This window comes from Acidicapsa borealis, assembly GCF_059115245.1.
The window spans coordinates 3674567-3693640 of sequence record NZ_JCACNY010000001.1 but is presented as its reverse complement, the minus strand read 5'-3'; the positions used below and the strand labels follow the sequence as shown (position 1 = coordinate 3693640).

Genomic DNA, 19074 nt, shown 5'->3' with positions numbered 1-19074 from the left:
ATTTTGTTCGTGCCAGAGGCTTCGCCTGTTGTGCTACTATGAGCGAGTTGATCGATCTGTAGCACCCAGACCCTCGCGGAGAAAAACAGTATGGCTTATGTAATTGCAGAACCCTGTATCGGCACCAAGGACAGCGCCTGCGTGGACGCTTGTCCCGTCGATTGCATCCACCCCAAAAAGGATGAAGGCGATCACGACAGCGCCGATCAGCTCTTTATCGACCCGGTCGAATGCATCGATTGCGGCGCCTGTGTCCCGGCCTGCCCCGTCTCGGCCATCTTCGCGCAGGACGATCTGCCGGAAAAGTGGGCCCACTTCACAGAGAAGAACGCAGCTCACTTCGGCCGCTAGTCTTCGCCGTTCTAGGATCAAAACGCGCATCCCAACATTGGGGTGCGCGTTTATGTTTCGGGGTCAAGTTTATTTCGCTAGTGTCATTCCAGCTGTTTTTGCTGCTTTGCGATCGAAGGTCATCGTTTGTGCACAACCGGCAATCTCTCCGGAACAGGCAACTAAGTAGTCAGAGAAATCCGCGGATCCTTGAAGATATCGTGCAGCTGCTCTTCGCACGAGTTCCTGCTGTTCAATCACCAAGTTTGGCTGGATAAAGAGTTTTTGCAGAACGATGTGAATGGCGACTCTATCGATCTTGAATCGCCTCGACAAAACCCAGACGAACTCCGCCAGGGCCGTTAGCGAAATCCAGCCTGGGGATTCTGCTGTCAGTGAATTCATAATAGCGTTCGCTTTTGGTGTGAGTTGAGGATCGTCCTGGGTGACATACCGGATGAGAATATTTGTATCCAGACCTGTCATGCGGCGTGGTCTTCTTCGCGTTGCGGATCACGGGTGCTCAGTGTGGCTTCATCTGATTGAGCAACAGCGTCGGCGATGTCCTCATTCATTTCCTCGACTGTAGGTGCGTACCCGAGCGGCACATAACCCAGCTTTTGCAAGATCCCTTTCAGATCGTTCATCGATCCTGTTTTTGGCTGCATTTCATACTTGCCATCTTCAGACTCGAAAAAATCGATTTTATCCCCGGCCTTGAGGTTCAATTTTCGCCGCATCTCAACAGGAAGAGTGATCTGACCTTTCGACGTTACTGTCGCGCTTGGCATAAGCTCTCCTTACCGTTTCGATCATACCTTACTTCTTTGTAAGGAATTCATGCTGCGCTTTGTAGTCGCTGGATGCGAAGATAGATGCAGGATGACATTGCTCGCCTCAGACGCCTTGATACTGCGCACCTGGCCGGTGAATGAGGCGGACCTGGTGGTCAGCTTCTTTACGCGGGACTACGGCAAGCTCAAGGGCGTGGCGAAGGCGGCACTGAAGAGCCGCAAGCGTTTCGGTGGCGCGCTGGAGCCGATGACGCTGGCTCGCGCTTTCTTCGCCGACCGCCCGCGGCAGGAACTGGTCCGGTTGGATCAGCTTGAAATCCTTCGTTCCCCGCTTTCGGGCGCTGTCGACTATGCGCGGGCGGCGGTGCTCAGCTTTTATGCCGAAGTGCTCGAAGAATCCCTTCCGGAGCAGGATCCCCAGGAGACCGTCTTTCGCCTCATGCTGGCGGTGCTAGAGCAGACGACCGTCTCCCAGACATGGATGCCGGTGACCTACTTTTCACTTTGGATGACCCGCCTGATGGGCTGGTTGCCCGATCTGACTGCCTGTACGCTGTGCGGGGAGCGTTTTGCGCCGGGCGAAGCGAGCTTTCATCCCATGACCGACGGCCTCTTCTGCCCGCTGCACAGGCAGGGGCCGGGCAGCCTGCTTTCGGCGGATTCCTGGCTGCTGGCGCAGCGCATCCTGCGCGAGCCGGTCACGGCGCTGGCCGGGGAGCAATGGCCGCGCCGCCGCGGGCAGGATCTGCGCCGGTTCACGCTGCAGTCGCTGGAGCGGCATCTGGAGCGCCGGCTGCGTTCCGGCGATGCACTGGCGAAGCTGTGATCCTCGCTCGTAAGCACCCCGCTCCGGCGCTCGCGCGCATCGTTCTGTAGAATGAGGGAAGCTTTTTAGCTTGAGAGAGTTCTGCGTGTCTTCAGTTCAACCAGCTTCCTTTGCTCCCACTGTTTCCAGCGCGCCCGTGCCGCTCACCTTTCAGGAACTGCTCTTCCGCCTGCAGAGCTTCTGGGCCGCGCGTGGCTGCGTGTTGCAGCAGCCCTACGATGTCGAAGTCGGCGCCGGCACCATGTCGCCGGAGACGTTTCTCCGCGTGCTCGGGCCGAAGCCGTACCGAGTGGGATATGCGCAGCCTTCGCGCCGTCCTGCCGATGGCCGCTACGGGGAAAACCCCAACCGGCTCTTCAAGCACACGCAGTTTCAGCTCATCCTGAAGCCGCCGCCGGTCAATGTCCAGGAGCTCTATCTTGAGTCGCTGACCGCGATCGGGATCGACCTCAGCCGCCATGATCTCAAGTTCGAAGAAGACAACTGGGAGTGGCCCGCGGGCGGCGCATGGGGCGTTGGCTGGCAGGTGATGCTGGACGGGCTGGAGATCACCCAGTTCACCTATTTCCAGCAGTGCGGCGGGCTGGATCTTGACCCGATGTGCGCCGAGCTGACGTATGGGCTCGAGCGGATCGCAGCTTTCTTGCAGGATGTCGATTCGATCTATGACATTGTCTGGGCGCGTGATCCGGAGACCGGCGCTGAAGTCACGTACGGCGATGTGCGGCTGGCGGAGGAAGTGCAGTTCTCTGTGTATAACTTCGAGTATGCCGAAGTGCCTAAGTTGTGGGAGCATTTCCGGCTCTATGAGGCTGAGGCGCAGTCGCTGCTGGATCAGGCTGAAGCCCTTTTCAAGCAGGAGGGTGCGGATGCTGTTGCAAAGCGGCGTTTCCCCTTGCTGGCAGCCTATGAACTGGCGCTGAAGTGTTCGCACCTTTTCAACCTGCTCGATGCTCGCGGAGCGGTTTCGGTCACAGAACGTGTCGGCGTGATTGGGCGCATTCGCAACCTGGCCGTGGGCGTTGCCCGGGCCTATGCGCTGCAGCAGGCAAGTTAGTTTTTTCAAGTTATGGCCGGCGGCAACTGCGCCGCTTGAGCGTAAGGGAAAGATAGTCGAGTTATGGCGGATTTGTTACTGGAGATAGGCCTCGAAGAGATACCGGCGCGGATGATCGCCGGAGCCGAGGCGGAACTTGGCCGCAGGGTAAGTGAACTGCTCACGCGTGAGCGGCTCCTCGGGGCTGATGGCAAAGTTACCACTTATTCGACGCCGCGCCGCCTGGCTGTGCGCGTGGAGGGACTGGCCACGGCGCAGCCCGATGCGGAAGAGCAGTTGACCGGGCCTTCGTGGAAGATCGCTTTCCCGAACGGCGAGCCTGGTCCCGCTGCGCTTGCCTTTGCCAAGAAAGCTGGAGTTGAGCCTTCCGCTCTGCAGAAGATCACCAACGCCAAGGGCGAGTACGTCGGCGCGACTGCCTATCGCAAGGGCCGTTCTGCGACCGAAGTCCTGACGGCAGAGCTGCCGAAGGAAGTGCTCTCGATCTACTGGGCGAAAAATATGTACTGGCGCGCCAACAAGCCGGAGCGCTTCGTGCGCCCGCTTCGCTGGCTCGTAGCGCTGCTCGATGAAGCTGTCATTCCGCTGGAGATTGCTGGCATCACTGCGGGGAACCAGAGCCGGGGGCATCGCATTCTGCATGGCGCATCTCCGGTCACGATTACTTCGCCTGCTATGTACCTTGATGCACTGCGTAAGGCATTTGTCGACGCTGACGTTGCTGCGCGTCGGCACACGATTCGCAAGGCGCTCGATCATGTGACTCGCGCGATTACTGAGACCCCTGGCGCGCGCTGGCGCGAAGACGAGGCGCTCGTCGAGACAGTGGTCCATCTCACCGAGTGGCCCACGGTGCTCTACGGCAGCTTCGAGGCGGAGTATCTGGCTTTGCCCGAAGAAGTGCTGGTTACCGTGATGCGTGACCATCAGAAGTATTTCGCTTTGGAAGACAAGGCTGGCAAGCTGGCACCGCATTTCCTCACCGTGCTCAACACACAGGTAGACGAAGAAGGCCGTGCGATCATTCGCCACGGCAACGAGCGGGTGCTGCGTTCGCGCTTCAAGGATGCACAGTTCTTCTGGGAGACAGATCAGAAGATTCCGCTGATCGAGCGTGTCGAAATGCTGAAGTCCGTCACTTTTCAGAAGGAGCTGGGCAGCTATGCCTGGAAGACGGAAGGCAATCTCCGCGTGGTTCAATCCCTGGCGGCGCTGGTGCGGGAACGCGGTGGGGTGGTCTTCGATGAGGCCGCGCTGCTCAAGGCGACAGAGCTTGCGAAAACTGATTTGACGGCTGAATTGGTAAAGGAATTCACTGAGCTACAGGGCATCGTCGGTGGCCTTTACGCAAAGGCGCAGGGGCTGGGCGAAACCGCTGCAGCAGCAATCTATTCGCAGTACACGCCAGCCGCAACGGATGATGCGATTCCGCCGACGGTGGAAGGGCAGTTGCTCGGCCTCGCGGATCGTATCCATACGATTGTGGCCATGTTCGGCATCGGCAATGCGCCTACCGGTTCGAAAGATCCTTTCGCGTTGCGTCGTGCAGCAAACGCCATCGTTAAGATTCTGGCCGAGTCGAGTCTGCCTCTCACGCTTTCCGATGTTACAAAAGCAGCGGGCAGTGAAACGGCTGCTGTGCAGAGTTTCCTAGCAGAGCGGCTCAGCTTCTATCTAAAGGATGTGCGCGGCTTTGCTTACGATGTTGTTGCGGCGGTGCTGGCAGCGGGCGCGGATGATGTGCGCGACGCCATCGCTCGTGCTGAAGCACTCACTGCAGTCCGCGGCTCGGAAGACTTCATAGCTATTTCAGCCGCGTTCAAGCGCATCAAGAACATCCTGCGGCAGGCGACGGAAAAAGGCGAACAGTTCAGCGGAGCAAACCTCACTGCTTCATCCCTTGCTTTAGAGGAGGAGTTGGCATTGCTCCATGCTTCCTCGGAGCTTGCGAGCAAAGTCGCCTCTTTGCGCAGGGATCACAACTATGCAGACGCACTTGAAGCAATCGCTACGCTGCGCCCGGCGGTCGATGCATTCTTCGAGAAGGTTATGGTCATGGCGCCGGAGCCGGAATTGCGTGTTGCTCGTCTGGCGCTGATTCAGTCTGTGCTCGACGGCTTCTCCGGGATTGCCGACTTCAGCGAGATCGTGATCGCATAGCTCGTCAGGAACTCGCAAAACGGGCCTACTTGCCGTCGAGGAAAGTCTGGGCGACAGGGCTGATCTTCGCAGCGTCGCAGACGAAGGCGATGTGACCGCAGTTGGAATTAAGAGGGAATGTCTTTGCGTCGAGCAACTTGGCGAACTCGATGGCCGGGCCGGGGTTGACCATGTGGTCCTGCAATGACGGCACGACCAGCACCTTCGCCTTCACCAGCTTTGCCGCGTCTTCCAGTCTGCCGCCTCGGGCAATGTCGTGGTGGATCATCGCTTCGAGCTGGTACAGCTGATCGTTTACGTCGAAGGCATCTGGCTTCATCAGACCGTAACCGACATAGCGGGCCGGGAAGCCCTCACGCTTGACGTCTTCGGCGTAGTGCTCGGGCGTGGTGAGGTTCATGTCATGCAGCAGGTTCGCGAGCGGGATGGCCGGGTTTTTTTCGTAGTTGCCGCCGCGCCAGGCCGGGTCGGCGTGGATGGCGTCTTCTTCGCCGTGCCATAGCAGCAGATCGTATGCTGTCAGCCGCGTCGAGCCAACGATTGGGATCGCCAGATCCATAAAGGTCGGGTAGTCGACAATCCATTCGAAAGTTTGCATGCCGCCCATCGAGATGCCCATCACCGCGCGCAGATGCTTTAGGTGAAGCGTCTCAGTGGCGAGGCGGTATTCCAGCGAGACCATATCGTGGATCGTGAACGCAGGGAACTGCATGCGCGGCTGCGTGGCGCTGTTCGAGGGGGAAGAGGAAACGCCATCACCCAGCGCATCGACACCGATCAGAAAGTACTTTCCCGGATCGACCAAAGCGTTTGGACCGACGAAGGCTGCGATCTGGGCACTGGTGCCGGTGAACCAGGTGGGGAAGAGAATTGCATTCGAACCGTCCGCGTTGAGCTTGCCCCACGTACGGTAGCCAAGGCGGCAGTTCTGGATCTGCTGACCGCTTTCGAGCTTGCAGGTTCCCAATTCAGCAAACTGTTGGGCGGCTTGTTGCCCGGTTGCCGGCTGCGCGAGCCCCAACCGAGCGGCCGGGTGTAATAGGGCAAATCCAAGGAAAATGCTGACGAGAGGTAGGCGGACAGGCTTCATAGTTCCATGAGTTTAGCAATTCGCGGGCATCCTTGATCGTCCTCGCGCAATCCGCGTTTTGAGCCGAATCCCATCGCCGCGTTTCAGCGTCTAAACTTATAACGATGTCTGACGCATTTTCATTAAGTCTTTGGTATCCGCAGTTGCGGCTCGACGCCCTTGGCGAAAAGATCGAGACCGTACTGCAGCAGTTCTCGCTTCATGGCGGCGAACCAGGTGTTTTTTCAGCAACGGCATGGCCGGTCAACTGGCGCGAAGCAGCGGCTTTTCAGGAAATTTATGGCCTGGGCGAGCACGGCGCGAAGATTGACTACGCCGTGAGCGAGGCGATGGAGCTTCTCCACGCCGACTACGCCTATGAATTCCAGATCGGCTGGACGCTCTGGGAACCCGAAATTAACGCGGAAACCAACTCCGGCTTCGGGCCGAACTGGGTGCGAACGCCGCGACTGGTCCGCGTGATCGGCTACGGGCCGGAGTTCGACGAGGGCGCTTACGAGCAGGAGGGGCATATCCGCATCGATTTCGGCACGGACGCACCGTTCCTACAGGAGGAAGTGGCGCTCACACCGGAGGCGATCCGCTGCATTGAAGAGAACGTTCGGCAGTTGATCGATCTCACCAACGCTGTCGAGAAGGAATCCGAAGCAACCGCGCGGCTGATGTGGTCGGAACTGGGCGAGAGCCTCGCGCAGCGTCTTGTGGCGCGCTTGAACCGTCTGCAATAGTGCCGAAACCCTCCATCATGCCGCAACGTCGACAACGAGCGCAGGAACGAGCTAAGCAATGCCAGTGAAGAGACCGCGCATCACGATCGAGCGGTTGCGCACGCTGGTGTTGATCGGCGGCGGACTGCTCATTCTCGCGATTGCCGCGTTCCTGATCTTCGGCCAGTGGAAGCGCCGTTTCGGCCTTGCCGATATTCCCAAACGTCTCGGCATCGACATCCAACAGCAGGCCGACGGGGTTAATATCACTCAGTCGCGCAGGGGCAAGACGCTGTTCAAGCTCCACGCAGCACGCGCCGTGCAGTTGAAGGCGAACGGCAAATCGCAGCTGCATGATGTGAAGATAGATCTCTTCGGCGAGGACGGCAGCAAGACCGATACCATCTCCGGCGCGGAGTTTGATTACGATCCTACGGTGGGACTCGCCCAAGCTGCGGGAGCCGTCGAGATCACGCTGATGCGGCCCGGTGTGCGTCCTGCGATCGCACCCAAGGGGCAGGATCCCAAGCTGCCCGCCATCGCTTCGCAGGCGGAAGATGGCGAGATTCATGTCAAGACCAGCGGCCTCACCTTCAACCAGAAGACCGGCACGGCGACGACTGAGCAGCGGGTAGACTTCACGCTCAAGCAAGGCAGCGGGAATTCCATCGGTGCAACCTACGAGTCAAGCAAAGGACAGCTCGTGCTGGATCACGCGGTCGAGCTGCATGTGCGGCAGGATCCCGCGTCCAACCGCAATGCTCCGGTGACGGTGTATGCAACGCATGCTGATTTCGAGCGCACCGGCCAGCAGTGCCGTCTTACGCAGGCCGACGCGCAATATGCCGGCGGCGAAGCGAAGATCGGCGACGCGCTCCTGCATTTTCGCGATGACGGCTCGGTGATCAAGCTGGACGGCTCCCAGGGCGTTGATCTCCGCACTGCAACCGGAGGACACATCACGGCTCCGCATGGCACGCTCGATTTCGACGAACAGAATCACCCCCGTAACGGACTTCTGACCGGCGGCACGCGCATGGACGTGACGCGCCAGAAACCTGAGGGTGATCAGCAGATTGACGGTTCGGCTCCGACGGCGAAATTGACGTTCAGCGGAGCAGGCGAACTACGCCATGCGCATCTGGAAAAGGGCGTGCTCTTCCACACGCAGCAACACTCCGTTACCGCCAAGGGCAACGCCGTCGAGTTGAAGCGCACCTGGACCTCGCAGATCGCTGACGTGGATTTTGCCCCTTCGCAATCCAAGCCAACGGGAACCGCCGCCAAGACAGCGCAGACGCATGTTGTGCCGCGCACGATTCACGGCAACGGCGGTGTGGTCGTTACATCGGAGGCAACCGGTGTCGGCGCTCCAGGACCATCGAGGCTCGCTGCGGACTCAGTCGTTGCATCGCTGGACGCGACCGGTGCGCTCTCCAGCATGACCGGCTCCGGGCATACCAGCTTTGACCAGCGGACTCCGGAAGGTGCGCACCAGTCGGGCAGTTCCGATCAGCTCGATGTGCGGTTTACCCCCAGCACCGGCAACACGAAGAGCTCAGAGGATTCCGAGATTGCAAGCGTCGTACAGATGGGACGCGTTGTTCTGGTGCAAGAGCCGGCGCCTGCTGGTGCTCCACGATCCGACAACGCCAGGCCCGGCAAATCCAAAGACTCCGCGGCACCGCAATCGCCTGTACAGGCGACCGCAGACCGCTCCGAATACGACGGCGCTACCCGCCAGATGCATCTCTTCGGATCGCCGCGGCTCAAGAGCGGAGGTCTGGACATGACGGCGAACCAGATGATCTTCTCCCGCGCCACGGGCGATGCGACAGCCTTCGGCGATGTGAAGGCCAGCTTCATCGGCAACGGGGCCTCCAATGCGTCTGGCAATGGAACCGGCACCGCAACTCTGCCGGGCGCGTCGCTTCTCGGAGGAAGCGGCGGTGACAACGGTCCGGTGCATGCCGTTGCCCCGATAGCAGAACTCCACCAGGCGTCGCAGGAGGTCATCTTCCGCGAAGGCCCCGGCACTGGCAACCAGCCGCGCCTCTGGCAGGCAGCCAGTTCTGTCTCCGCGCCTCTGATTATCTTGAACCGCCAGAAGCAGACGCTCGTTGCCCAGTCGCACGGCGCAGCAAGCCCGGTTCGGACCGTGCTGCTCGGGAAATCGCCGGCAAAGCCGGGAGGAAAAGCCAAATCCGACGCGCCCTCGCTCATTCGACTGACCAGCGGCGATCTCCACTACTCCGAAGGCGAACGCCTCGCGATCCTCAACGCCGGAGCGGTCGGAAAGGTGACCGCTGAGACCACCGGCAGCACTGGCGCGGCCACCGTCGTTTCGCAGCAGGCCGAAGTGCATCTGCTGCCGGCCGGGGTTCACAGCCAAACCGTGAAGCCGACGCCCCTCTCCAATGCGTCTAATTCCAGTGTGGAGAGCATGACTGCCCACGGCCACGTCACAGTTGATTGGCCCGGAAGGAAGGGAAGCGGCGAAAAGCTGGTCTATCTCAGCGAAACCGGCGACTTCACCCTGACCGGAACAGCGGCCGTACCACCCCGTATCACTGACCAGGTTCGCGGCACGGTAACCGGTAGCGCGTTGATTTTCCACAGTCGCGATGATAGCGTCACTGTCGAGGGCGACGGTGGCAAGACAACCACCGAAACTCGTTCTCCCAAGTAGAGAACAATACAATAGCAAACAGCAGCGTGTGGCCCATACTTGCCACTCTGGATGGGAATGCAGATACTCAGCGCCGAGGGACTCGGCAAGTCATACAGCGGTCGCCAGGTCGTCCGGGACGTCAGCCTCACCATTTCTCGCGGAGAAGTCGTTGGCCTGCTCGGGCCGAATGGCGCTGGCAAGACGACCAGCTTCTACATGATCGTCGGCCTGGTCGCGCCGGACTCCGGCCACGTCAAGGTCGATGAAACCGATATCACCCGCGTCCCTATGTATCTGCGCGCGCGCAATCATGGCATCAGCTATCTGCCCCAGGAGCCGTCGGTCTTCCGCAAGCTTACCGTCGAAGACAACATCATGGCCGTCCTCGAAGCCCAACCGATTCCAGATCAGGAACGCCGTCAGCGCACCGAACGGCTCATCCAGCAGCTCAACCTGCGCCATATTCGCACCACCAAGGGCTATGCGCTTTCGGGAGGCGAGCGGCGCCGCGTTGAAATCGCGCGCTGCCTCTGTATCCAGCCCAGTTTCCTCCTGCTCGACGAGCCCTTCAGCGGCATCGACCCGATCGCCGTCTTAGACCTGCAAAAGATTATTTACGATCTCAAATCCAGTGGAATCGGCATTCTGATTACTGATCACAACGTTCGGGAGACCCTTTCGGTAACTGACCGGGCGTACATTATTGCCGAGGGAAAAATCTTTCGTACTGGAACACCCCACCAGTTGGGTAACGATCCGGAGGTACGGCGGGTCTATTTGGGCGAGGGATTTTCTCTGGATTAACAAATCGGCCGCGAAATTTCCCTCAATGAATCAGGCCCAATACGGAACTACTGTCCTGATCCCAGACAACTTCCTCCACGCATTCTCGCTGAGAGATTTACACTTGTGAGGAACTACCACCGGGGACTCATCATGCCTTTGTTGCAACCGAGATTGAATCTGAAGGTTTCGCAACGCCAGATCCTTACGCCGGGTCTGATGCAGATGGTGAGCGTTCTAGCCCTGAACAAGCTGGAACTGACCGAGATGATCAACGCGGAGATGGTTGAGAATCCGGTCCTCGAAGAGATTGACGAGTCAGTGCCTTCGCTCGATGAGATCGGCGGCCGCGAGGCGGCCCGTGACCGGGTCGTAGAAGAAACGCCCGTAACCCCGCAGGATCCCTTTGAAGAGATCGACTTCGGTTCTTATTTCCAGGAGTATCTCGACCCCGGCTTCAAGACCAGCCAGGAGTATGAGGAGCTCGATAAGCCCTCTTTCGAACAGTTTCTCTCGCAACCGACGACCCTGACCGACCACCTCCTCTGGCAACTCGGAGCGATATCGCTCGAAGAGCACCTGAAGGAGGCTGCCGAGTTCCTTATTGGCAACCTGGATGAGGACGGCTACCTGTGCACCTCGCTTGAAGAACTGGCCGAAGTCTTCGCCGGGGTAGAAGATTCGCGGGAGAGTTCACTGACTCGGATGAAGGCGGCGCTCGAAGTCATTCAGCATCTCGATCCAGCCGGCATCGGCGCGCGGGATCTAAAGGACTGCCTGCGCATCCAGCTTGATGGCCAGTTACGGGAACTTGAACTTGTTTTTGAGAAGCATCCTGCAGACGAGACCGGGCATGAATCCGGGCACGAACCCGAGTCTCTCGCGCATCCTTCGGACGATGCCGCAGAGCCCGAAGCCGTTTCGATCCAAACTCACAATGGAACTAACAACGGAACATCGATTGGACACACCGCGGAAGAGCCGGCCACTCTCGCCGATTTCAGCCCGCACCACAGCCTGCACGCGGAAGCGGAAGCTGTCCTTGAAGACCGCCGCCAGACCTTCAACACCGCCAAACTGATCGTGCAAAATCACCTTCCGCTGCTGCAAAAGCGCGACTTGAAAGAGATTTCCCGCGCCGTGAATCGCCCGGTAGGGCAGGTCAGCACCGCGGTCGATCTCATCCGCACCCTCGATCCTCGACCTGGTCGCCGTTACAACCGCGAGCAGACCCGCCTGATCGAGCCGGATGTCGCTTTCGTCAAGCGCGGCGATACCTGGGTTGTGGCCATGAACGAAGAGGACATGCCTTCGCTCCGCCTGAGCCAGCGCTACCGGCGCATGCTCGTCGCCGAGAATACTGACAAGGAAGTGAAGGACTACGTCAAGGAGCGCTTCCGCTCGGCCATGCAGCTGATGCGCAACATCGCGCAGCGCAAGAGCACCATTCTCCGCACCTGCGAAGTGATCGTGCGCCGCCAGCAGGAGTTTCTCGACGTCGGCATCGAGGCGTTGCGGCCGATGATGATCAAGGAAGTCGCGGAAGAAATCGGCGTGCATCCATCCACCGTTTCCCGCGCCGTTTCCAACAAGTACGCGCATACACCGCAGGGCGTGATTGAACTGCGCTTCTTCTTTTCAGAAGGCGCAAACGGCCCGGAAGGCGCCGATACTCCTCTGGTGGTGCTCAAGCGCATGGTCCGCAAGCTGATCGAGGAAGAGAACCCGCGCCATCCGCTCACGGACGATCAATTGGCCGCGATGCTTCAGGAGAAGGGAATTCAGGTCACGCGCCGCACTGTCGCCAAGTACCGCGAAGACCTGCACATCCCCTCCACCCACCAGCGCCGCCGCCGCGAAGCCTGAGCTGCGAGGCCTAACGTGCGGGACCTGATCCGCAAATTTGCGCTGTTTACTTATCCTTCATTACGCATCGATTTCTGGCGTGTCCGGCGAAACTATGACACACTGACCCCGTCTCCCATCCGTTCAAAAAGGTTCTGTCGCTTGAAACGTTGCTCTTTTCGCGCCCTCGCCATTCTGGCAGCCGCTGCCTTAGCTCTCTGCGTGTCTCCTGCACGAATCCACGCCGAACAGTCTCCGAACACCAACGCCCTGTATCACCAGCTGCGTGGCCTGCTGCCCAACGGCGCAATGATCCCCGCCGAGAATCTGGTGATCAAGCGCGATGCTGCAACCTTCACCTTCACTCATGGGGAGTTCGCGCTTTTTGGCGAAGTGAACGGCCACATCACAGGGGCGGTCTTCGGCGGAACTGGCCATTTCCACCTCACTCCGCCGACACCGACCGAACGGCATAGCCTGGAGATCCTGACCAGACGGAATGAGTACGACGAAGACTTCACCCAGGTTGTCTTCCGATTCACGGACGGTACAGCCGACGAGCTCCGCAAATCCGCCGCAGCCGTAGCCCCGCATGCTGATAGCACACTGACGCAGGCCGCCATGGAATTTCACACCTTCCAGCGCGAACACATGCACGAGAATGTAGATCTGCGCCTGCTCGAAGATGTGCTCAGCCCCGCCGGCCCGCAATCTGGCCCGCAATCCAGCCCGCAAGGGGGCTTCTTCCTGGCCGCGATCAAGGGCAAGTCAAACCCGCATATCCTCTACGAAATCGATCCGCGTGGCGCGCCCCGCGTCGCTCCTGAGGAAGTGAGCCTGAGCGTTTGGTCCGACTGGGGCTGGGTGTTCCCGTGTGCGTTCCATCTCGCCTCGGAATACGCCAACGGCTCTGCCAGCGGCCGCCAGCAGAATGCCGCTTTCCATGTCGATAACGAAGAGCTCGACACGACGATTGAGAAGGGCGGTTTTCTCAGCAGTCTTGCTACGGTGCATCTTCGAGCCCTGCAGGATGGCGTCTCTGTACTTCCTTTTACGCTTTACCCAACGCTTCGTGTAAGCGCCGCCGAGGAGGAACACGGCGAGGTTCTCGACTTTGTGCAGGAGCGTAAGGAAGATGACCCGGACTTTGGCGTGATTCTCCCCAGGCCTCTCAAGAAGGGCGAGTCCGTCACCGTCAAGCTCACGTACGGAGGCAAGGATGCCGTGCGCAGCGCCGGTAATGACAACTACGATCCCGTCGCCCGCGAGAGCTGGTTTCCCAACGGAGGCCACGGCTTCGGCAGCTACTCCACGTATAAGATGCGCTTCCACGTGCCGAAGGAGATTCAACTCTTCGCCACCGGAACCAAGACCAGCGATAAGGTGGATGGAAAATCCCGCGTCACCGAGTGGGACACGAAAATGCCCTTGCCTGTGGTCGGCTTTCAGCTAGGCCGCTTCATGGAGAAGGACGAAAAGACGCCCAGCGGCGTTTCCGTTGCCGCGCTCGGCAATACCGAGTTGCCAGACTGGGCAGCCCGCTTGCCCGGCGGAGCCACTGGCACCATGAGCGTAAGTTCCATGATGCCGGTCATGCTCTCCGAGGGCACCGTGGCCGCCCAAATCTACGAAACCTACTTCGGCAAGCTGCCCTTCGATCACCTTGTCCTCTCCGAACAGCCAGCCTGCAACTTCGGCCAGAGCTGGCCAATGCTGGTGTACCTGCCGATCTGCGGCCTGTGGGATTCGACGGTACAGCACGAACTCGGCCTCAATCCGGCCGATCTCTACTGGAAGACCGTCACTCCGCACGAAGTCGCTCACCAGTGGTGGGGACACACGGTCGGATTTCAGGGCTATCGCGATCAGTGGATGAGCGAAGGTTTCGCCGATGCCTCGGCTGCGATCTTCCTGCAATCCACACGCAAGAACGCCAACGAATACCGCGACTACTGGAAGCAGCTCAAGCTGCAACTGACTGAAAAGAACGCCGACGGATTCCGCCCCATCGACGTTGGTCCAGTCACCATGGGCTTCCGCCTGAGCTCGCCGAAGACCGGCTGGAGCGTCTACCAGAATCTCGTCTATCCCAAGGGCGCCTACATCCTGCACATGATCCGCATGATGATGTACTCGCAGAAGAACGGCGACCAGGCCTTCATCGACATGATGCATGACTTCGTCGATACCTACCGCCTGCAGGTCGCCACCACGGAAGACTTCAAGGCCATGGTCGAAAAGCACATGACGCCTGTCATGGATCTCGACGGCAATCACAAGATGAACTGGTTCTTCAACGAATTCGTCTATGGCACCGACCTGCCGCACTACCATTTCGAGAGCCAGTTCAAGCAGGGAAGCGATGCCGATACGCTCAGCCTCAAGCTCACGCAGTCTGGTGTGCCTGACGGCTTCAAGATGCTTGTGCCCCTCTACACGGAACTCACCGATGGACGCACCAGCAGGCTTGGCCTCGTCACCATCATCGGCAACACAACCATAGAAAAGCAGATCCAGCTGGCCAAGCCGCCCGCCCCGTTCAAGAAAGCCGTCATCAATCTGAATCACGATGTGCTGGCCATCGAGAACTGATGCACGTTGAGACGTTGCTAGTGATCCTGCGTCTTGATCCCGAAGCGCATCGTGCGGTAGTCGAAGGTGTAGCTCTTTAGCTCATCGAGCGCATCCATGCCCAGGGTTCCGTAAGTGTCGTCCACCGCAGCCTGCCCCAGCGGCTCCGGCAAAACCTGCATGAAATGAAACTGCATGGGCGTATCGCCTACAGTCAACGTTACCGAGTCGGCCAGATACGCAGGCGCGGGAGGCTTGTTCTGGGCACCGGGCATCGTCATTAGCCGCATCTTCTGGCTCGCGAAATCGCTCTCATGCTCGGCAAAGTAGCGCGAAGTCAGGAACGTCTGCTGCCCGCCCGCATCGATCGAAAACATACGCTCATCGCCCGGCTTGCCCAAGGCCACAATCACCCTGTCCCCATCGAGAAAGAACGGCGCGCCGGTGGTCAGCTTCTCGCCCTTCTGGCCCGGTTCCACTTCGATGCGCGCGTTCGCCGTCACCGTCAAACTCCCCAGCGCGGAAACTGCCGGATACCCCAGTACTCCGCGCACCTGGTAGCCCGTCTGCGGAAAAAAGTAATCAGCATCCTCAAACACAAACGCGGTCATGTTCCGGTATGTCACCGTGCCAATCGTGAATCGCGGAATCACGGTCGCATGCACCGTCATCGGCTTGCCGGTAATCGTATGCACTACAGCGCTGGCCGTTGAAACGCGCAGCCCGACTTCCCGCGCCGTCGACCGGCAGATCAGGTTGAAAGGCGCCGTCGGGTCCATCATCCAGTCATGCGACTGCGCATCCACAAAGACCGGCACATCGATCAGCCCCAGCAGATCCCTGTCATACGGCAGCGCAAACGAGTCCCCGGCCTCAACCGTCATCGGCGGATTCGCCGCAGCCAGTGGCAACAGCCTTAGCGGCAGCTCCATTTCGTCACGCTCGTCTGCAGTCAGCGTGGACCCAAGCCGCGCCTGCATCGCCTGGTAGGCCTGTGCTGCCTTGGGGAGATTTCCAGCGCGAAGATAATCCTCGGCCAGCGTCTTGCGCAGGATTTTTTCTTCCGAAACAGCAGCCGGATCGGGAGACTTCCCCGCCGCCTCATTTGTGATGGGTTCGGCGGGCAGAGCGCTCACCAGCGGTTCCAAGAGCTTGATCGAGTCGTCCGGCTTGTTCTGCCGGTTGGCCAGCACGCCACGTAGTAATTGCTTCTGCTCCGTGGATAGCTTCCCGCCCTTGCTGCCGTCGGAGCCGTCGCCCTGATCCTGGTCCAGCATCTGCTGCATTTCGAGAAACTGATGATCCCCCAGCAGAGTCGTCAAACGCGTAAAAAGCTCCAGCGCGCTCCCGTCGCCGACCACCGACCCCGTTCTCACTTGTGTGCCAGCGGCGGGCTGCTGCGTGGCTTGCGGGTCCTGCTTCGGAGCTTCAGGAGCCGGGGCTACAGGCACTGGAGCCTGAGCAAAGGCCAGTCCACCCGTCATCAACCACACCGCGCCAAGCTTGAACATCTTTCCCTGCAAACGATCCATCCCAGCGCTTTTACCACGCAAAACCATTGCTACGAACTTACCAGATAGACCTTCTCTGAAGCTGTTTCGAAAGCAGCGCACCACACCGCGGTAGCCGTGCCATTCTGGTGCTGAGAATGTCCATTCCTCCGCGCGACCGATCCAGCCTGCGCTTGAACTCCCGCTTTGAGACTTCCCTTAGGCTATCCCCGGTACACTAGAGACAGCGATGAAGCGAAGAATGATCGAGCATTACGAGATACTTCGCCGCCTGGGCGCAGGCGGAAGCGGAGTCGTGTACCTGGCCAACGACACCCTGCTCACGCGCCCCGTCGTGCTCAAGATTCTCCGCCGCGGCCTGCTCACCCAGGGCCAGATGCGCACCACGGTCATTCGCGAAGCCCGGCTTGCCTCGGCCATCGAGCACCCCAACGTCTGCGCCATCTATGAAGTAGGCGAGACCGGCGATGAGGCCTACATCGTCATGCAGTTCGTCCCCGGCCAGTCTCTGGACACCCTCATCGCCCGCGGTCCGGCCAACGTCCAGCTCATTCTTTCGGTAGGCATCCAGATCGCCGACGGACTCCACGCCGCGCACAGCCTCGGCATCTTCCACCGCGACCTGAAGCCGCAAAACGTCATGCTGACCGATGGTGGCCTAGTCAAGATCCTCGACTTCGGCCTCGCCCGCCGCCTCAATCCAGCGGAAGCCGACTTCGACCCGTCGAAGCCCGCTGTCGCCCGCAGCAGTTCCATGGCGGAGACCTATACGGCTCGCGGCGGCACCATTCGCTACATGGCCCCGGAACAGTTTGTCACCGGCCAGTCCAGCGTGCAGTCCGACATCTGGGCTCTCGGCGTGCTGCTCTACGAACTCACCGCCGGCCGCCACCCCTTCGCCCGTCCCGACGCCGAAGATTTCCAGGTCATCCGCGCCATCCAGTTTTCCGATCCGCCCGATCTCGACGAGATCGTTCCCGGCATCTCGACCGAGCTCAAGAGCGTCATCTACACCTGCCTCGAAAAGAATCCAGCCGTGCGCTATTCCTCGGCGGCCGAGGTCCGCGAAGCCCTCAAGACCATCATGAAGGCGATGCAGCTTGAGACCGGCGGCATCCCTGGCGACGCGGCAGCCAGTCTCGTGACAACCGGGCCGGAAGCGGAAAAGCGATCGACCAGCTTCCTCTCGATGCTCGCCGAGCGTTTCCGTGAATCGTCGAACGACGCGCCCAGGCAGAATTCCGTCGTCGTGCTCCCGTTCAACAATCTCGGCACCACCGAAGTAGCTCCGCTCTACGGATTCGCCCTGGCCGACGCCATCGCTGCGCGCCTTGCCCGCATCCCATCGATTGTCGTTCGCCCATCCAGTTCGCTGATGAGCCTGCACACCGCGCAGATGGACCCACTCGATATCGGCCAGAAGCTGCTGGTTTCGCATGTGCTGGCCGGCAACTTTATTCGATCGGATCAAGGCTTCGATCTCAACTGGCAGCTTCTCGATGTAGCCGCGCAGAGCGTCCGCTCCGGCGGAACCATCAGCGTGGCCTCGTTCGATCTCATCGCGGTCCAGAATGAAATCTCCAACGAAGTCTTCGCCGTCCTGCAAGGGATCGGCGGCGTCGACAACCGCGGCAATCACGCCGAGAACCAGCGCAACGGCGCTCGCGTCAGCGCCAAGGACGGCTCACTGCCGGACGCAGTCTCCGAGGATTACCTGCAGGCCCGCGCCCTGCTCAGCTCCTTCATGACCCGCACCGGCTCAAGATCTGACCTTGACCGCGCTCGCACACTCTTTGAGAACGTCACGATCAGCGATCCCGAGTTCGCCGCCGGATGGGCTGGTCTAGGCATCGCCAATCTGCAGTATGTACGCCACGGCTTCGGCGGCCAGATTCACGTCATGACCGCTCGCCGCGCCTTCGACCTGGCCTACAAACTCGATCCCGGATCGACGGAGGCCAATCTCTACCGCATCTACATGCTGCTCTCACGCGGCGAAAAGGAATCCGCCCGCCACGGCATTGCCAACCTGCTCAGCTCCGCGGCCAACGACTGGAACGTGCACATGGTCGCGGGCATCACGCTGCGCATTGACGGCATGTATGACGAAGCCCTCGCCCAGTTCAGCGCCGCGCTCAAGCTGAACCCGGCCAACGCCGCGCTGCTCTACAACCATCGCGCCCGCGTCTACCAATACCGCAACCAGCTAGAAGTGGCCGGCGACGAATTAGCCAAGGGTCTGGCTCTCGAGCCCCGCCACCCGCTGCTGCGCACTTCGTCCGGCTACCAGCAGATGCGCATGGGCAACCTGCACTCGGCCATCTCCATCCTCGAAGAAGTCATCCACGATGACGACTCGATGCGCATCGCCGTGCCCACGCTGGCGCTTTGTTACGTGCAGGTCGGCGACCGCGCCCAGGCCGCCTCGCTGCTCAAGGACGACACCCTTGCTGCCGCCGAAGCCGACAGCGAAATGGCCTACCGCCTCGCCAGCTATTTCGCCGTTGAAGGCGACTCCAGCGAAGCGCTGCACTGGCTGCGTCGGGCGATTTATCTCGGCAACGAGAACTACCCATGGTTCGCCAAGAACCCGGCGTGGAACAACCTCAAGACCAACTCCGATTTCGAGCGCATTCTCGAAGATTTGAAGAAAGCGTACCGCAAGAACCAGAAGATCTGGCAGCGATTGCTGGAGCAGGTTGAGAGTGAGTCGGAGTAAGTGCTACCGT

The 19074-nt window shown here is 59.9% G+C and carries 14 protein-coding genes; 10 read left to right on the top strand and 4 right to left on the bottom strand.

Annotation, left to right across the window (positions count from 1 at the left end; all coding sequences use genetic code 11):
* Window positions 1-90 precede the first annotated feature (90 nt).
* The gene (locus AC5S27_RS15125) at window positions 91-351 is read left to right on the top strand and encodes a 4Fe-4S dicluster domain-containing protein (protein ID WP_493935401.1); all 261 of its coding nucleotides are present in this window, start codon (window positions 91-93) and stop codon (window positions 349-351) included.
* Between the two features lie 69 nt (window positions 352-420).
* Here AC5S27_RS15125 and AC5S27_RS15120 read toward each other — a convergent pair whose 3' ends face one another.
* Together AC5S27_RS15120 and AC5S27_RS15115 are read right to left on the bottom strand one after the other, a co-directional pair.
* Complete coding sequence (locus AC5S27_RS15120; protein ID WP_493935400.1) at window positions 421-816, bottom strand: type II toxin-antitoxin system VapC family toxin; 396 nt, start codon at window positions 814-816, stop codon at window positions 421-423.
* Window positions 813-1121, bottom strand: coding sequence for an AbrB/MazE/SpoVT family DNA-binding domain-containing protein (locus tag AC5S27_RS15115; protein WP_493935399.1), 309 nt, complete (start codon window positions 1119-1121; stop codon window positions 813-815). Before AC5S27_RS15115 ends, AC5S27_RS15120 begins: the two co-directional genes overlap by 4 nt.
* A gap of 91 nt (window positions 1122-1212) precedes the next feature.
* On the opposite strand from AC5S27_RS15115, the gene recO reads away from it, so the two are divergent.
* The 3 genes from recO (at window position 1213) to glyS (ending at window position 5167) form a co-directional block, all read left to right on the top strand.
* Complete coding sequence (gene recO, locus AC5S27_RS15110; protein ID WP_493935398.1) at window positions 1213-1950, top strand: DNA repair protein RecO; 738 nt, start codon at window positions 1213-1215, stop codon at window positions 1948-1950.
* An 85-nt stretch (window positions 1951-2035) separates the two neighbouring features.
* Window positions 2036-3007 (top strand): glycine--tRNA ligase subunit alpha, encoded by a 972-nt coding sequence (locus tag AC5S27_RS15105; protein ID WP_493935397.1) that lies wholly within the window; start codon window positions 2036-2038, stop codon window positions 3005-3007.
* Between the two features lie 63 nt (window positions 3008-3070).
* Complete coding sequence (gene glyS, locus AC5S27_RS15100; RefSeq protein WP_493935396.1) at window positions 3071-5167, top strand: glycine--tRNA ligase subunit beta; 2097 nt, start codon at window positions 3071-3073, stop codon at window positions 5165-5167.
* Between the two features lie 25 nt (window positions 5168-5192).
* Here the strand turns inward: glyS and AC5S27_RS15095 are convergent, their stop codons facing one another.
* Entirely contained in the window at window positions 5193-6257 is a 1065-nt protein-coding gene (locus AC5S27_RS15095; protein WP_493935395.1) for an alpha/beta fold hydrolase, read from the bottom strand.
* A gap of 104 nt (window positions 6258-6361) precedes the next feature.
* Here AC5S27_RS15095 and AC5S27_RS15090 point away from each other — a divergent pair, with 104 nt between their 5' ends.
* The 5 genes from AC5S27_RS15090 to AC5S27_RS15070 all read left to right on the top strand — a co-directional run bounded on the left by AC5S27_RS15090 (window position 6362) and on the right by AC5S27_RS15070 (window position 14855).
* Window positions 6362-6985: a hypothetical protein gene (locus tag AC5S27_RS15090; RefSeq protein WP_493935394.1), complete on the top strand. Its 624-nt coding sequence runs from the start codon at window positions 6362-6364 to the stop codon at window positions 6983-6985.
* Window positions 6986-7043: 58 nt separating this feature from the next.
* Window positions 7044-9653, top strand: coding sequence for a hypothetical protein (locus tag AC5S27_RS15085; RefSeq protein ID WP_493935393.1), 2610 nt, complete (start codon window positions 7044-7046; stop codon window positions 9651-9653).
* 57 nt (window positions 9654-9710) lie between these two features.
* Complete coding sequence (gene lptB, locus AC5S27_RS15080) at window positions 9711-10439, top strand: LPS export ABC transporter ATP-binding protein (RefSeq protein ID WP_493935392.1); 729 nt, start codon at window positions 9711-9713, stop codon at window positions 10437-10439.
* A 132-nt stretch (window positions 10440-10571) separates the two neighbouring features.
* Window positions 10572-12284: an RNA polymerase factor sigma-54 gene (locus AC5S27_RS15075; protein ID WP_493935391.1), complete on the top strand. Its 1713-nt coding sequence runs from the start codon at window positions 10572-10574 to the stop codon at window positions 12282-12284.
* Window positions 12285-12425: 141 nt separating this feature from the next.
* Window positions 12426-14855, top strand: a complete 2430-nt coding sequence (locus tag AC5S27_RS15070; RefSeq protein ID WP_493935390.1) for a M1 family metallopeptidase — start codon at window positions 12426-12428, stop codon at window positions 14853-14855.
* 17 nt (window positions 14856-14872) lie between these two features.
* Here AC5S27_RS15070 and AC5S27_RS15065 read toward each other — a convergent pair whose 3' ends face one another.
* Complete coding sequence (locus tag AC5S27_RS15065) at window positions 14873-16366, bottom strand: retropepsin-like aspartic protease (RefSeq protein WP_493935389.1); 1494 nt, start codon at window positions 16364-16366, stop codon at window positions 14873-14875.
* Window positions 16367-16574: 208 nt separating this feature from the next.
* Here AC5S27_RS15065 and AC5S27_RS15060 point away from each other — a divergent pair, with 208 nt between their 5' ends.
* Window positions 16575-19064 (top strand): protein kinase domain-containing protein, encoded by a 2490-nt coding sequence (locus tag AC5S27_RS15060; protein WP_493935388.1) that lies wholly within the window; start codon window positions 16575-16577, stop codon window positions 19062-19064.
* The last annotated feature ends 10 nt before the right edge of the window (window positions 19065-19074 follow it).